Here is a 15,439-nt window from a genome sequence, read left to right on the forward strand (position 1 = left end):
AGAATTTTATAGTTTACTCGCGGAATTTGCCGACCACCAAGTGGTGACTCAACTTTTTATATAAAATTTATTTTATTTTTTAAGTGGGTCATAAATTTTATTGCACAAGTGGATAGTTAAGTGTAAAAAAGTGCAAAGTTTCGGGTGAATTACCACCAATTTGAGTTAAACTCTTGAGGAATAAATCCTTTCACATCACGTCAGGAATAGGACCGATGAAAAAACTGCTTCCATTATTTGTTAGTGCTGCGCTAGGCACACTAAGCTCTGCCGTTTGGGCAGAAAACCTGGCAGAGATTTATAACCAAGCGAAAGAAAATGATCCCCAGTTACTTAGTGTAGCGGCTCAACGTGATGCAGCGTTTGAAGCGGTTACCTCAAGCCGCAGCTCTCTTTTGCCACAAATCGATTTGAAAGCTGGCTACAATGTAAACCGTAGTGATCAAGATCCACGCGAAAGCGATCTCTTTACCGCGGGCATCAGCTTCTCGCAAGAGCTGTATCAACGTTCAAGCTGGATCAGCCTCGATACTTCTGAGAAAAAAGCCCGCCAAGCAGACTCTCAGTATGCTGCAGCGCAACAAGGCTTAATCTTACGTGTTGCAAACGCTTATTTTGAAGTGCTACGCGCTCAAGATAACCTAGAATTTGTGCGTGCAGAAAAAGCCGCCGTAGGTCGTCAACTTGAGCAAACTAAACAGCGTTTTGAAGTCGGTTTGTCAGCGATTACTGACGTGCATGATGCACAAGCACAATATGATGGTGTATTAGCCGATGAAGTGTTGGCAGAAAACAGTTTGACCAACAGCTACGAAACCCTGCGTGAAATCACTGGCCAGGAATATTCGAAGCTAGCGGTATTAGACACCAAGCGTTTTGCGGCAAGTCGTACTACTGACTCAACAGAAGCACTGATCGAGAAAGCCCAGCAGCAAAACTTGTCACTATTGTCGGCTCGTATTAGCCAAGACGTGGCGCGCGATAATATCTCGCTTGCTAGCTCAGGCCACCTGCCATCGCTCACTCTAAATGGCGGCTATGACTATGGTAACAACAGTAACGACAATGCCAAAGGCAGCTCTAGCGAAGAGTACAACGATTTCAAAATCGGTGTGAATCTGTCGGTTCCTTTGTACACAGGTGGTAATACAACTTCACAGACCAAGCAGGCTGAATTTGCTTATGTGGCTGCGAGCCAAGATCTGGAAGCAGCTTACCGTTCAGTGGTTAAAGATGTACGTGCGTACAACAACAACATTAATGCTTCAATTGGTGCACTGCGTGCCTACGAACAAGCAGTGATTTCAGCCAAGTCAGCACTGGAAGCGACCGAAGCGGGTTTTGATGTGGGTACACGTACGATTGTTGACGTACTCGACGCTACACGTCGTCTGTACGATGCCAACAAAAACCTGTCTAACGCTCGCTATGATTATATTCTGAGTGTGCTGCAACTGCGCCAAGCGGTTGGTACTCTGAGTGAGCAAGACATCATGGATGTGAATGCGGGTTTGAAAGTCGCGAAAAAGTAATTCGTGACACGAATTAGACTAGAAAAAAAATATCCTCCGGCATAGCCGGAGGTTTTTCATATGCGCCTATAAGGCTTTCTTACAAGCAGCACCCTAACAGGCGCATTACGATCTGACATTTGCATATGACGATTAATTACGGCCCGTAAACGGGCTTCCTGCATATGGGATCGACAATTGCTCTCCCATTTTATCCTGCTCCAACTGATGCTTTATGTAGTTCTGTATCTTGGTCGTATTTTTACCAACCGTATCTACATAATACCCTCGGCACCAAAATTCCCGATTCCGATATTTAAATTTCAAATCTCCGAATCGTTCATAAAGCATTAGGCTACTTTTACCTTTCAAGTATCCCATAAAAGCTGAAACGCTCATTTTCGGCGGAATTTCTAAAAGCATGTGGATATGATCCGAACAGCACTCTGCTTCAAGAATGTTCACATTTTTCCATTCACATAGTTTCCTCAATATTTCTCCCACTGCTCTACGTTTTTCTCCGTAGAACACCTGACGTCGATATTTCGGTGCAAAGACTATGTGGTATTTACAGTTCCAGCGCGTGTGCGCTAAGCTCTTTTCGTCCCCCATTGGGACCCCCTTTCAATTTCTGTTTAACTCTCGCAGTTGCCAGACCGCAAGAGTGTTTTAACAAATTGAAAGGGGCTTTATAACTGACTTATAGCTGAAAGCTTTACGGAACCCCCAGCCTAGCTGGGGGTTTTCTCTATACAAAAACAAAGGGGCCGTTTGGCCCCTTTTGCTATTGGTTTATTCACGAGAGTGATAAACGGCGCATGATTTGTGGCGCAGTATTAACCGCGGCCACCTTTGATCGCTTCAATAATTTCGGTTGTTGAACAACCTTCTTCAAAGTTCAGAACTTTGACTTCACCGCCAGCCGCAATCACTTCTTGCCCGCCGGCAATATCTTCTGGTTTGTAATCGCCACCTTTAACCAATAAATCAGGTAAAACGGCTGCGATCAAACGTTGTGGTGTATCCTCACCAAATGGCACTACCCAGTCTACAGCGCCAAGACCTGCCAATACCGCCATACGACGATCGGTGCTATTCACAGGACGGCCAGGGCCTTTCAGGCGTTTTACCGATTCATCTGTGTTAACGGCAACTATCAGGCGATCGCCCAGTTCTGCTGCATGGTTAAGATAGGAAACATGACCAGCATGCAAGATGTCAAAACAGCCGTTAGTCATCACCACTTTTTCGCCACGAGCTTGCGCTTTCTTCACGGCTTCAATCAGTGCATCTTCGCTGATCACGCCATAGTCGGTGTCTTTGCTACCGTGTACAGCTTCTGCCAATTCAATCGTTGAAACGGTTGATGTACCCAGTTTACCGACCACAACACCGGCAGCGGCGTTAGCCAGAGCGCAAGCTTCATCGAGCACTTTGCCTGCCGCAACAGAAGCAGCTAGCACAGAAATCACCGTATCGCCCGCGCCCGTCACGTCATACACTTCTTTGGCTTGGGTTGGTAAATGGAAAGGCTCCATACCACGGCGGAGCAGTGTCATACCGTGTTCACTACGAGTGACCAGTAATGCCCCCAGATCAAACTGTTCAATCAGCGCAAAGCCTTTTTCTACCAGCTCTTGCTCTGATTTCACTTTACCCACTACCGCTTCAAACTCAGACATATTTGGCGTGAGGAGTGATGCACCACGGTAGCGTTCAAAATCGCTGCCTTTGGGATCGATAAACACGGGAACACCCGCTGCATTGGCTTTTTGAATGAATTGCTGCACGTGCTCTAGCGCACCTTTAGCATAGTCAGACAAGATCACTGCACGAACGTTAGATAAGGCACTTTCCATGCGCGATAAGATTAACTGCGCATCGGTATTTTCAAACTTATCTTCGAAATCCAGACGGATCAGTTGCTGACCTCGGCTCAATACACGCAATTTAGTGATGGTCGGGTAATTCGGCAGCGCGACAAAATCACAATGAACCTTCAACGAGGTCAGCTTATCGGTTAACACACTCGCCGGTTCATCTTGCCCAGTCAGGCCAATGATATGTGCATGACCACCTAAAGAGGCAATGTTCATCGCAACGTTAGCTGCACCACCAGGACGCTCTTCACTCTGCTCTACTTTTACCACTGGCACAGGGGCTTCCGGTGAGATACGGCCAGTAGGGCCATACCAGTAACGATCAAGCATCACATCACCGACAATTAACACACCCGCTTTGCTGTAGTCAGGTAGGACTGGTTTCATTCTCAATCTCCAATAATCCGATTGGGGCGGAGTTTATCACAGCCGCCTAGGCGGCAGAAGCGCTCAACTGAGCCACTGCTGCCAAGCTTGTATCACTTGTTCACGTTCAAGCACAAATTGGGAATCACGCACATCCGCCGATTGATTGAGTAGGTTACGACGATGAATTTGGTCGCGCATGCTGGTATACGCATGGGTCAATGCCAAGGCTTGTGATTCCTCCATCACTTGATGATTCATCAAGGATTCAAAAATGCGCACATTATCTGACCAACGGGTCAGCTTAGGTTGTTGATGACTAAAGCGTAAGACCAGATATTGCGCTAAAAATTCAATATCGGTAATTCCCCCTTCATCTTGCTTGAGCATAAAACGCCCCGCTTTTTTGCCGCCGAGGTGATCGCGCATTTTGATCCTCATCTCCACCACCTCTTGTTTGAGTTTTTGTTCCTCACGCGGCAAACAGAGAATCTCATGGCGTGTCGTTGCAAAGGCTTGTTGCAAAGGGGCATCCCCATAAATCATGCGGGCGCGAACCAGTGCTTGGTGCTCCCATGTCCACGCCTCTTTGCGTTGATACTCATCAAAAGCTTGGGTGGGGCTTACCAGTAGCCCAGAAGCGCCAGAAGGGCGCAGTCGGGTATCAACTTCATACAAAATGCCAGATGCGGTACGAGTAGAAAAAATATGGATGATGCGCTGTGCTAAACGCAGATAGAACTGGCGACCATCAATACTTTTCTCACCGTCGGTGTTCACTTCAACCGGGCAGTCGTGCATAAAGACAATGTCGAGATCGGAGTTATAACCTAGCTCCCAGCCGCCGACTTTGCCATAACCCACCACGGCAAAACCTTTGCCATCACGATCTTTAAGATGAGTCGGCTCGCCATATTTACTGCTCACTTGTAACCACGCTTGGCTGATCACCGCTTCCACAATCGCCTCGGCAAGGTAAGTTAAGTGATCACTGACTTTCATGATTGGTAACGCGCCCGCAATATCCGCCGCAGCAATGCGCAGAATCGAGATCTGTTTAAACTGGCGCAGCCCTTCCATCTGCTGCTCCATATCGTCTTCCGGAATACGTGCGAGGAAATCACGCAACTCCGTTTTGTAGGATTCAAGCGGGATCGGGTTATACAGATGCTGTGGATCAATCAACTCATCGAGCAAGATCGGATAACGAGCCAATTGCTCTGAAATCATCGGGCTGGCGGTACACAAGCGCACCAGCTGCACTAATGCGGCAGGGTGTTCATCAAGCAGTTCAAGGTAAGTGGTACGCGTGGCAATGCTATGTAGCAGTGCCAACACGCGAGAAACGCCAAACTCCGCTTCTGGATGAGCAAAGATCGCTTGATAGACTTTGGGCATCAGTCGGTTAAGCACCTCACGCCCACGCGGGCCAATAGTGCGTTTAGCGAGGTCCTCTTTAAATTGAGTGATCGTTCGGATCTGCTCTGCGCCATCAAGCAAGCCAAGATCTTGTTGGATAATGTGTTCAATCACCTCAGGCTTATGTGCCATATCCCACAATTCATGGAAATGACGAGCCACCGCTTGCTCTTCATCCTCATCTTCTTCACCAATCAAGGTCGCAAACACGTTATGCACACGCTGCATTTGTTCACTCACTTGTTGTTGCAAGTTCGGCCAGTCAGCCAAGCCCATCGCTACCGCAAGGCGCAGTTGATCATCTTCTTTATCGGGCAGAGTTTGGGTTTGCTTATCCGCCATCGCTTGCAACAAATTTTCCAAACGACGTAAAAAGCGGTAGGCATCACGCAGATCTTGGACTTGTTCCTTCGTCAGCAGCTCAAGCTCCGCAATCGCATCAAGTGTTTCTAGCAAGCCGCGTTTACGTAAGCTTGGCTCACGTCCACCACGAATCAATTGGAACACTTGCGCGATAAACTCCACTTCACGAATGCCGCCAGCACCGAGCTTGATGTTGTTGCTCAAACCTCGGCGGCGCACTTCGCTGCTGATCATGGATTTCATTCGGCGTAGGGATTGAATCGCGCTGAAGTCAATGTAACGACGAAACACGAATGGGCGCAGCATCTGGCGCAGCTCTTGGTATTGCGGGTACATTTCCCGCCCCATCACTCGCGCTTTGATCATCGCGTAGCGTTCCCAATCACGCCCCTGCTCTTGGTAGTAATCCTCTAACGCGGCATAACTCATCGCGAGTGGGCCGCTGTCACCAAACGGGCGCAAGCGCATATCGACTCGGTAACAAAAACCATCCGGCGTGGATTGATCGAGCAGTTTGATCAAGCGCTGACCTAAGCGTGTGAAAAATTGCGCATTGGCAATCGAGCGGCGCGCGCCTTGCGTCTCGCCATTCTCTGGATAAGTGAAAATCAAATCGATATCGGAAGAAAAGTTGAGCTCACCACCACCGAGTTTACCCATGCCAATGATCAGCATGGGCTGCGCTTCCCCTTGCGCATTGCATGGCGTACCCATTTCAAGGCAACAGCGTTGATAAAGCCATTGGTAGCTTTCAAAAATCAGTGCTTCCGCCAGTTGGGAAAGGTGAGAAAGGCTCTCTTCTAATGTCCAACTCGCACAGAAATCACGCCACGCAATATAAACCATTTCTTGGTTACGAAACTGGCGTAGACGTTTTTGTGCTGCCGTTTCATCCTGACACTCGGTTAACCACTGGGCGAGCTCTGTACGGTAGTCCTGCTCACGGCTTGGTTGCGCCAATAAGGTTGGGAGCACCTGACACAAGTGCTCATCACGCTGTAAGGTTTGTGCCACAAATTGACTCAAACCGAGCACATAATGCAATTGACTCACTAAAGTCGAAGGCCAATTCGCGACTTGCGGATGATCAGAAATCAATGATTGATAATGCAACTCGGCGGTAGGCAAAAGCGCGCTGGGCAGTGACATGATGCTTCCTTGTCTTTGAATGTTCACTAGTTATATCGCAAACTCAGGCTTAAAAAAAACGCCCACAGAACAGTTGTGGGCGTTTTACTCGAAATATTTTCAGTTGATAAGCATCGTGATCAGTTACACACGAAAGGCAGTGATCTTGCGGTCCAACTCTTCGGCGTTGTTTTGCATGATTTCTGAAGTTTCCAGTAGCTCGGTCATCACCGTCACGGAACCTTCCACCAACTCACGCACATTATTGAGATTTTCATTCATCTCTTCTGCCACGCTGCTTTGCTGACCCGCCGCCGCCGCAATTTGGAAGTTCATGTCGTTGAGCTGCTGAACTTGGTTCACGATGCCATCCAATTCACTGCCCGCGTTGGTGATCAGCTCAACCCCATCGGCGGCTTGCACCACGCTTTTCTCCATTAAATCCACCGCACTGTTGGCGCTGTTTTGCAGTTGAGAAATCATCTCTTGGATTTCCACTGTCGCATTTTGCGTACGTTGAGCCAAGTTACGCACTTCATCGGCAACCACCGCAAAACCACGTCCTGCTTCACCAGCACGCGCAGCTTCAATCGCCGCGTTAAGCGCAAGCAAGTTGGTCTGTTCTGAAATACCGCGAATCGTCCCGACTACGCTGCTGATCGCCACCACTCGCTCTTCCACCTGATTGACGGCTTGCGCAGAAGAGCTGATGTCTTTCGACAGTTCACTCATTTTGCTGATGGTGCTTTTGACAAACTGTTGCCCAGTTTTAGCTTGCTGCGAAGCATTTTCCGTGAGCGAAGAGGCACTCTGCGCATGTTCTGCCACAGTTTGTACCGTTGACGACATCTCACTCATCGCCGTCGCCAGTTGGTCAATTTCGTTGAACTCTTCTTGCGCCGAGTCTTTGGTTTCCGACATGCTCATCGTCATGACTTCCGTTAGCGAAGTCAGCTCTTGTGAGGCATTCATCTGCATACGGATCAAATCTTGTAGCTGGCGGCGAGTTTTTTCTAGTTCTCGTGCCACATCGCCGTACTCATCTTTACAATCCATATTGATCGGTTCAGATAAGTTGCGTTGTGCCATCAACTTGATCGCATCATTGAGATACTGGGTTTGTCTTAACATGACGCGAGCGGCAAACAACAAGAGCACCACGAATACCGCAATCAACAACAGCGTTTGCCAAAACACTTGCACAAGGTAGTTATCGTAATGCTGCTGCGCGACTTCAACGCTATTGGTTGCGGTCAATAAGGATTGGTAAAAAGTATGGGCATCCCAAAGTTGTTTGCCAACGATCAACGCCGTACTGAACACCATTAACATCACCATTTTAGGCACAAGGCGAATATCGGTGATCAGGCGCTCCCACGGTTTAAACGACATCGTTGTCATTATCCTTACTCCATATTGTTGAGACTGAGTGACAAAACAGTTGGCAGCCAAACATGGCCCCTTAAATAAATCGACGGTGATGATAACAAAGATAAAGCCAAGCCAATGCGCGGAATATCGCTAATTCTTTCGTTTAGGAAAATAATTTGTGATCTTTGCCCGCTTCCGAACAACGCTCGCCCTCGACTTTACTATCGTCTTACCTTGCTATCGGCCTAAACCGCTAAAGCTAAAGTCTTTTTCATCCTGTGATAGGCATTGTTAGCCCTTTGATCGCAATCAGGGAGGCCTAAGCCTCCCAGATCCATTTGCGCACGATTATTGAGTTGATCTCAATATGAGAAGGCTTATTCACGCCAATAAGGATGTGCTTCAACACCCATAGTGCGGCTTTGCTCCATGGCATGCAAAATCGAGTTCTCTTGGCGAATCAACCAACGCTTAAGTTGATCTTGTTCTTCATCTTGCAGTAAATCGACCAAACGCTCTAAGGGCTTCAAGCGCAATAAATCATCGATACCATGCAATAAATCCGCCCATGGCATACGGAATGCTTGGCGATCCTCTGCATCATACAAGCCCGCAAAACTGACGCCGGTGTACAGGTTACGCATTAGGCGATACTGCTGATCCACATACTCTTGTACGGTTAACGCTTTACCCGGAGGGAAGGCCTCCATCAGCTCAGCCCATGTGCGGTCGAGTTGTTTCACTGAAAACGCTTCCAACGACAGCGCCATTTTCTCACGTGCTTTGTCATCCAAGAACGGTTGCCAACCACGAGTGAGTACCCAGCGACTTAAATCAAGCAACAAGCCGGTGTAGCGAGCACTACTGAGCAAACGGAGTGTATCCTCACGCTGCGGTAGGCTTTCTTGTAAGGTTTTCAGTGCAGTGACAAGAAACTTACGCGCATCCAGTTTACGCAGTGCATAACCTTTATCTTCTTGCAGGCTTTCCAGATACTCAAACTCTTTCAGCCACTGCAGCTCTTGTTCTAACCATTTCAGCTCTTGACGCAAAATGGCGCTGGCACGGCGCGGAATAATGCCTCCGTAGACAGAAAGCAGTTGGCGCAGGTAACTCACCGCATGGCGAATCTCATGCAGCGCAGCCACCGCTTCACGCTCAGTGTAAATCTGTTCATGGTAATGCCAGTGCGCTAAAGCATGTTCCAAAGCACGAATAAAGCAAGATTCTGCGGTGTCATTCTTATCAACACTGACCAACGCCATCGGTTGGATTTCATCCCCCGAATAATTGGCAGCTAAGCGATAACCGCGCGCAGCTTTACTAAGGTTACCTAAACGCATACCACCGTGTTCACACAGCTGGCGCGCCAGTGTAAATAGAGCATCCGTTTGGCCTGACTTAAGCTCAAGCTCTACTTCACAAATCGGTTCTTGGCGATCGCCCGCCACCACCACACCTTGGTCAAAGGCGACTTCGACTTGGCTACCATCAGCCATGCCAATCAGCCATTGTTCACGGGTAAAGTTGGTTGAGAAAAGCGGCATAAGCTCCGCTTGTAATTGAGAGAGGTCTTTTCCTTGCGGCCAGATATCCGCAGGATGCAAAGAGAGATCAGGGTCGTTGCTGTGATGTTCAGCGTTGAACTCTGGGCGCTGATGTAAACCGGCGACCACACGACCTGCGGTTTTCACCGTTTGGACATAGACGTCATCAAAACGACGGATGCGCAATCCAATATCATGCTGACGTAACCAGTTATCGGGGGTATCAAAGTAAGTGTTTCCTAACTCCCGACAGCTATGCTGAAGTACTTTGGTTTCAGAAATCTTAGCGCTTAAAATCGTTGAAAATTCTGGAGAAACAAAAAACTTCAGTTCTATCTCGGTTTCCATAGTTATACCTTTCGATGCAGATGCCGACAGGATATTGCCTTATAGACAGCGGAGCAAGAGAGAAATATCCGCCCAATCATGATCTAAAACAGTTTTATTGCGACGATGTTTGGGTTAACATGCGCGCCTTTATAGCCAACGCTCAACATTTCACCATATTATGGTGTATGTTATTTCAAGGTTATAGCTATTAGGTTGAATGACCATGCCAGTAAATACAATCATGGGGTTATTTGCAAAGTCCCCGATTAAGCCTTTGCAACGCCACGTTGTGTGCGTGAATGAATGCTGCTCTCATCTGATCAACTTCTTTGAAGTCTGTAACAAAGGTGATTGGGAAAAAGCAGGTGAAATTCGTGCACAGATTTCTCATCTTGAGAAAGAAGCTGACGTGTTAAAGCGTGAAATTCGTCTTAAACTTCCTCGCGGTTTGTTCATGCCTGTTGATCGTAGTGACATGCTTGAGCTTCTTACTCAACAGGATAAACTCGCAAACCTCGCCAAAGACATTGCGGGCCGTGTATATGGCCGTCAGCTTGTCATCCCTGAGCCTCTCCAAGAAAACTTCATCGCTTACGTTAAACGTTGTTTAGACGCGGCTAACCAAGCGCAGAATGTGATCAACGAGCTCGACGAGTTATTGGAAACTGGATTCAAAGGTCGTGAGGTAACGCTCGTGGCTGAAATGATCCATCAACTGGATGTGATTGAAGATGACACCGATAGCATGCAGATTCGCCTGCGCCAACAATTGATGGCCATCGAATCGAGAATGAACCCTATCGATGTGATGTTCTTGTACAAAATTCTGGAATGGATGGGCGGCATTGCCGACCAAGCGCAGCGCGTTGGCGCTCGCTTAGAGCTGATGCTCTCTCGTTCTTAAATTTAAAGTTAAAGTTAACCAAATAACGAAGAGCAACCACAGTATGACGACCTGCTAGGCGATGAGTATTTTCTACGCTGAAGGTCGTTATGTGCGTCAAAAACAAGCCAAGGTTGCTCCGCTTGTTATCAACAACTAGGTATTACGATGGAAATCCTTGCGAACTACGGCACCGTCTTGATTATTGTGGCAGCAGTCTTCGGTTTCTTGATGGCAATTGGTATTGGTGCGAATGACGTCGCCAATGCAATGGGCACTTCCGTAGGGTCAAAAGCGCTCACCGTTAAACAAGCTATTATTATTGCGATGATTTTTGAATTCGCAGGCGCTTATTTAGCCGGTGGCGAAGTAACAGAAACTATCCGTAATGGGGTTATTGAAACCTCTCTTTTCGCCGATAAGCCTGATGTGCTGATTTACGGCATGATGTCAGCATTGCTGGCTGCAGGTACTTGGTTGCTCGTCGCCTCTTACATGGGTTGGCCAGTCTCTACCACTCACTCTATCATTGGTGCCATCATCGGTTTTGCTTGTGTGTCTGTGGGCACTGAAGCGGTCGATTGGAGCTCAGTACAAGGTATTGTCGGTAGCTGGATTATCACTCCGGTGATTTCAGGCTTCTTTGCTTACCTCATCTTCGTGAGTGCACAAAGCCTCATTTTCGATACAGAAAAGCCGCTAATCAACGCGAAACGTTTTGTGCCTGTGTACATGTTTATCACCACCATGGTGATTGCACTGGTTACGATCAAGAAAGGTCTCAAGCACGTCGGTTTGCACCTGACTAACCCAGAAGCTTGGATGTGGTCAGCTGTCGTTTCTGCCATCGTGATGGTTGGCGGTTACCTTTACATTCAAAAGAAATTCGCTAACCGCGATGAAGACCATGGGTTTTCAGGTGTGGAAAGCATTTTCAGCACACTGATGGTCATCACCGCATGTGCGATGGCTTTTGCTCACGGTTCAAACGACGTAGCAAACGCGATTGGTCCTTTGTCTGCTGTGGTTTCAACCGTTCAACACATGGGTGAAGTGACCGCGAAAAGCTCTATCGCATGGTGGATTCTGCCACTGGGCGGCTTCGGTATCGTTGTGGGTCTTGCGACATTAGGCCACAAAGTGATGGCAACTATTGGTACCGGTATTACTGAACTAACACCAAGCCGTGGTTTTGCAGCTCAGCTAGCAACCGCTTCAACCGTGGTGTTGGCTTCAGGCACAGGTCTCCCTATCTCAACCACGCAAACGTTGGTAGGTGCAGTGCTGGGTGTAGGTTTTGCACGCGGAATTGCCGCACTGAACCTCGGTGTAGTACGTAATATCGTTGCGTCTTGGGTTATCACGCTTCCTGCGGGTGCCCTACTGGCCGTCGTTTTCTTCTACGCAATTCAGGCCGTGTTTGTCGGCTAAACGACACGTAAGCGTAGTGTTAGCGAACTGTCATTATTGACTCAATCGCACAGAAAGGGAGGCTTTGCCTCCCTTCTTTGTTGCAGCGCTTGCCAAAACTGCATACTATTTGCCACAAACTTTATGAGACTTACCGCCAAATCTATCTTTAAATTAAGGGATTTACTGTGAAAAAACTGATCTGCATGGTGCTCTTATCCATGTTGGCCGCACCAACGTTCGCGCAAGACCGCTACATCGCGGACAAACTCTTCACTTACATGCATTCAGGCCCAAATAACCAATACCGTATCCTTGGCAGCATTGATGCGGGGGAAAAGGTTAAGCTGCTCGACGTTAACAAAGAGAGTGGTTACAGCCAGATTGCTGATGAGCGCGGCCGTACAGGTTGGGTAGAAAGCCGTTTTGTGACCCGTGAAGTCAGCACGGCATTGCGTTTACCAGCTCTAGAAAAAGAACTGGCAGAAGTGAAGAATCAGCTCGCGAATGCGCGTCAAAATGCCGATAGTGAAAAAACTGGGCTGGCGGAATCACTCGAATTACGCAATCAACAAATCGCCGATCTAGAACGCAGCTATGGCGATATCAGCAAGCAGTTGACGGAATCACAAACAGAAATTCGTGAACTGCGCGCAAAGCTCGATACGCAAAAAGAAGACCTATTGCTGAAATACTTCACTTACGGTGGTGGTGTTGCTGGTATTGGTTTGCTGCTTGGTCTTGTATTGCCACATATCATTCCACGTCGTAAACGCCACCCTGCAGGCTGGGCATAATAGCCCCTTACGACGCAAAGGTATAAAAAAAACGGTCACTTCTGTGACCGTTTTTTATACTTCCACTTTATCGCAGCTTAGCCTTTCCAATCATGCAGTGCGGGAATTTCTATCTGCTCGCCAGCAAATAGAATCACACTGCTTTGCGGTTTAATGCTTTCTAACTTCACATCGGGAGCTAACATCTCCCCCTCACGATGTTCAACACCATTTACTTTCACCCAGCGTTTTTGTTCATTACTGGAAAAGGCATGCATCTGGAAATTCAGTGCGGGTAAACGGCCTTGGTAACGATCGCTGTGCTGAGTGAGCGCCACCACCGAAGACTCTGGCTTAGCGGCGGCTGGCACCGGTTGATCACGCATGATGGCTTGAACTCGCAATGCTAATTCCGGCGAGAGCTGGGTTAAATCCAGATCGCCCAAACCATCATTTTCTGCCGGTTGCGGTGATGTTTCTAAAGTTGCGGGGGGCGTTATGGTCTTTTCCTCAAGAGAGATGGAATCCTCCACACTGCTCGTTTGGGTCAATACAGGCTCAATAAAAGTGGGTTGCAGATCGCTCCATTCTGGGTAAGCCAAACGCTCCAACGGGGCATCGACCTGTACAATGCTCGGCTCGGTTTGCCGTGTTGCGACTTCCTGCTGCACTTGCTCATAACGTTGGTAAATCATCACTCCCGCAGTGACTACCCCCGGCACTAGCCACAGCATTAAGTGCAACCAGCGCGATGAGGTCGAGGTACTCAGATCTTGTTCTGTAGAAGTGCGATAGGTGGCTGGCTGAGCCTGCAGATACTCTTGCTGAGATTGCTTCAAGGCATTCATCACTTTTGACATTAGCCTTCCTCCTTCAAACTCGGCGCTTGCTGCTGAGTCAACAGTTCTAAACGACGCAGAGTTTGTTTTCCCGCAATGCCATCAACATGCATACTCTGCCAACGTTGAAATAACTCAACCTTACGCGAAATATCCTTATCAAACAGATCGGTAGAGCGTTCTGGCTCACCTAATACTTGCGCCAATTTACTTTCCAACAAGGCCACATCATCTCCTCGCATTCCTTGCTTTAAAGTGCGAGAAAATCCGCCTTGCCATAACAGTGCATATTGGCCACGCCATAATGGCTCAAGCCACTGGCGAGCAATCCGATAACGCTGACCACCCACCAAGAGTTCTGCATCATCACCACTTAACCGGTACAACACCGCATAAGTGCGCACTTCATCAATCACTAATGTCAGTACCGCAGGCAAATCATACGCTTGTAAACTCGCCCAATCTCCGGTTTGCTGCTCACACCAGAGCAAGGCATCCGGCTTCGATTGACAAAATCGATCCATCACCGAGGCTTGAAAACCCCACACGGCGTATAGTGTTTCTACAGCATCTTCACTACTGGTCGCATCAAGTAACGCGCTGCGCAGAGCTTGTGGAAATACCGTTTGTTCGGTTGGTGGCACAATCTCTGGCGCAGGGAAATAGTCTTGTACAGCTCGCTCAAGCTGTGGCGGTAATTGCCATGCTAGTAACACGGCAAGGGCAACACCGCCTAATGCGCTAGAGAGATAAGATAACTTTGGTGTTTGTGATTTAGTGGGTGTGACTTGGTAGACGGAAGATTGAAAGCTCATCACCTCTTGGCAGGCACGTTTGATTCTGTCCAAACTCAGTTCCTGCTCGCCCGCTTGATAAGCCTGCTTTAAAGCGGCATCACACACCAGATTGATTAAGCGCGGAATACCGTGAGTTTGTTGGGCAATCCACTGACAGGCTTTGCGTTTAAACAGCTCGACATTACCACCCGCTTGCTCAAGCCGGAAACGGATGTAGTCAGCACTTTGCGCCTCACTCAGCGGTAGTAAATGGTAGCGTCCGGTAATGCGCTGCGCGAGTTGACGCAACTGCGGCATTCGCAGCTTCTCTTGCAATTCCGGTTGGCCAATAAGCAGCACTTTGAGCAACTTATGATTTTCGGTTTCCAGATTGGTCAATAGGCGCAGCTGCTCTAACACATCAGGAGCCAAATGCTGCGCTTCATCAATCATCAAGAGCACTTGTATGCCTTGTGCGTGCTCGGCCAACAAAAACTCATGCAGCACTTGGGTGAGCTTTTTTAAGGTCGCTTTTTTCGGATAGCTCAGTTCGAACTCATCACAAATCGCTTCCAACAGCTCCAGATCCGAGAAAGTGGGATTGAGGATCATCCCCGCGCGCGTTTTGCCCGGCAAACTCGCCAGAATCGCTCGCGCTACCGTGGTTTTTCCCGTCCCGACTTCTCCGGTGAGCATGGCAAAGCCCCCACCATCGCCCAATCCGGCTTGCAGGTGTACTATGGCTTCCTGATGACGCTGACTCAGGTAGAGATAGCGCGCATTGGGGACGATAGAAAACGGTAATTCGTCAAACCCAAAGAAGTTCAGATACATGCTTGT

11 protein-coding genes are annotated in these 15,439 nt (G+C 48.3%); 4 read left to right on the forward strand and 7 right to left on the reverse strand.

What is annotated here, in order from left to right; genetic code table 11:
• Positions 1-215 precede the first annotated feature (215 nt).
• Complete coding sequence (gene tolC, locus MKA69_RS02205) at positions 216-1,532, forward strand: outer membrane channel protein TolC (protein ID WP_055029065.1); 1,317 nt, start codon at positions 216-218, stop codon at positions 1,530-1,532.
• Between the two features lie 132 nt (positions 1,533-1,664).
• Here the strand turns inward: tolC and tnpA are convergent, their stop codons facing one another.
• From tnpA to MKA69_RS02230, 5 genes are all read right to left on the reverse strand, one after another.
• Positions 1,665-2,123, reverse strand: a complete 459-nt coding sequence (gene tnpA, locus MKA69_RS02210; RefSeq protein WP_055027481.1) for an IS200/IS605 family transposase — start codon at positions 2,121-2,123, stop codon at positions 1,665-1,667.
• A gap of 224 nt (positions 2,124-2,347) precedes the next feature.
• Complete coding sequence (gene hldE, locus MKA69_RS02215; protein WP_305847438.1) at positions 2,348-3,778, reverse strand: bifunctional D-glycero-beta-D-manno-heptose-7-phosphate kinase/D-glycero-beta-D-manno-heptose 1-phosphate adenylyltransferase HldE; 1,431 nt, start codon at positions 3,776-3,778, stop codon at positions 2,348-2,350.
• Between the two features lie 63 nt (positions 3,779-3,841).
• Positions 3,842-6,688 (reverse strand): bifunctional [glutamate--ammonia ligase]-adenylyl-L-tyrosine phosphorylase/[glutamate--ammonia-ligase] adenylyltransferase, encoded by a 2,847-nt coding sequence (glnE, locus tag MKA69_RS02220; RefSeq protein ID WP_055031061.1) that lies wholly within the window; start codon positions 6,686-6,688, stop codon positions 3,842-3,844.
• A 123-nt stretch (positions 6,689-6,811) separates the two neighbouring features.
• On the reverse strand, positions 6,812-8,068 hold the full coding sequence (locus MKA69_RS02225; RefSeq protein WP_055028192.1) for a methyl-accepting chemotaxis protein: 1,257 nt from the start codon (positions 8,066-8,068) through the stop codon (positions 6,812-6,814).
• A 347-nt stretch (positions 8,069-8,415) separates the two neighbouring features.
• Complete coding sequence (locus MKA69_RS02230) at positions 8,416-9,933, reverse strand: inorganic triphosphatase (RefSeq protein WP_095469922.1); 1,518 nt, start codon at positions 9,931-9,933, stop codon at positions 8,416-8,418.
• Between the two features lie 205 nt (positions 9,934-10,138).
• Here MKA69_RS02230 and MKA69_RS02235 point away from each other — a divergent pair, with 205 nt between their 5' ends.
• The 3 genes from MKA69_RS02235 (at position 10,139) to MKA69_RS02245 (ending at position 13,005) form a co-directional block, all read left to right on the forward strand.
• Positions 10,139-10,819, forward strand: a complete 681-nt coding sequence (locus MKA69_RS02235) for a TIGR00153 family protein (RefSeq protein WP_009355407.1) — start codon at positions 10,139-10,141, stop codon at positions 10,817-10,819.
• Between the two features lie 147 nt (positions 10,820-10,966).
• A complete protein-coding gene (locus MKA69_RS02240; protein ID WP_000404208.1) occupies positions 10,967-12,229 on the forward strand; it encodes an inorganic phosphate transporter in 1,263 nt (420 codons plus the stop codon).
• 167 nt (positions 12,230-12,396) lie between these two features.
• On the forward strand, positions 12,397-13,005 hold the full coding sequence (locus MKA69_RS02245; protein ID WP_000733233.1) for a TIGR04211 family SH3 domain-containing protein: 609 nt from the start codon (positions 12,397-12,399) through the stop codon (positions 13,003-13,005).
• A gap of 77 nt (positions 13,006-13,082) precedes the next feature.
• Here the strand turns inward: MKA69_RS02245 and MKA69_RS02250 are convergent, their stop codons facing one another.
• Positions 13,083-13,844, reverse strand: coding sequence for a general secretion pathway protein GspB (locus tag MKA69_RS02250; protein WP_032469988.1), 762 nt, complete (start codon positions 13,842-13,844; stop codon positions 13,083-13,085).
• Positions 13,844-15,433, reverse strand: a complete 1,590-nt coding sequence (locus MKA69_RS02255) for an ExeA family protein (RefSeq protein WP_305847439.1) — start codon at positions 15,431-15,433, stop codon at positions 13,844-13,846. Before MKA69_RS02255 ends, MKA69_RS02250 begins: the two co-directional genes overlap by 1 nt.
• Between the last annotated feature and the right edge of the window lie 6 nt (positions 15,434-15,439).

It is taken from the genome of Vibrio sp. AH4, assembly GCF_030710545.1.
In the GTDB taxonomy this organism is placed as follows: domain Bacteria; phylum Pseudomonadota; class Gammaproteobacteria; order Enterobacterales; family Vibrionaceae; genus Vibrio; species Vibrio metoecus.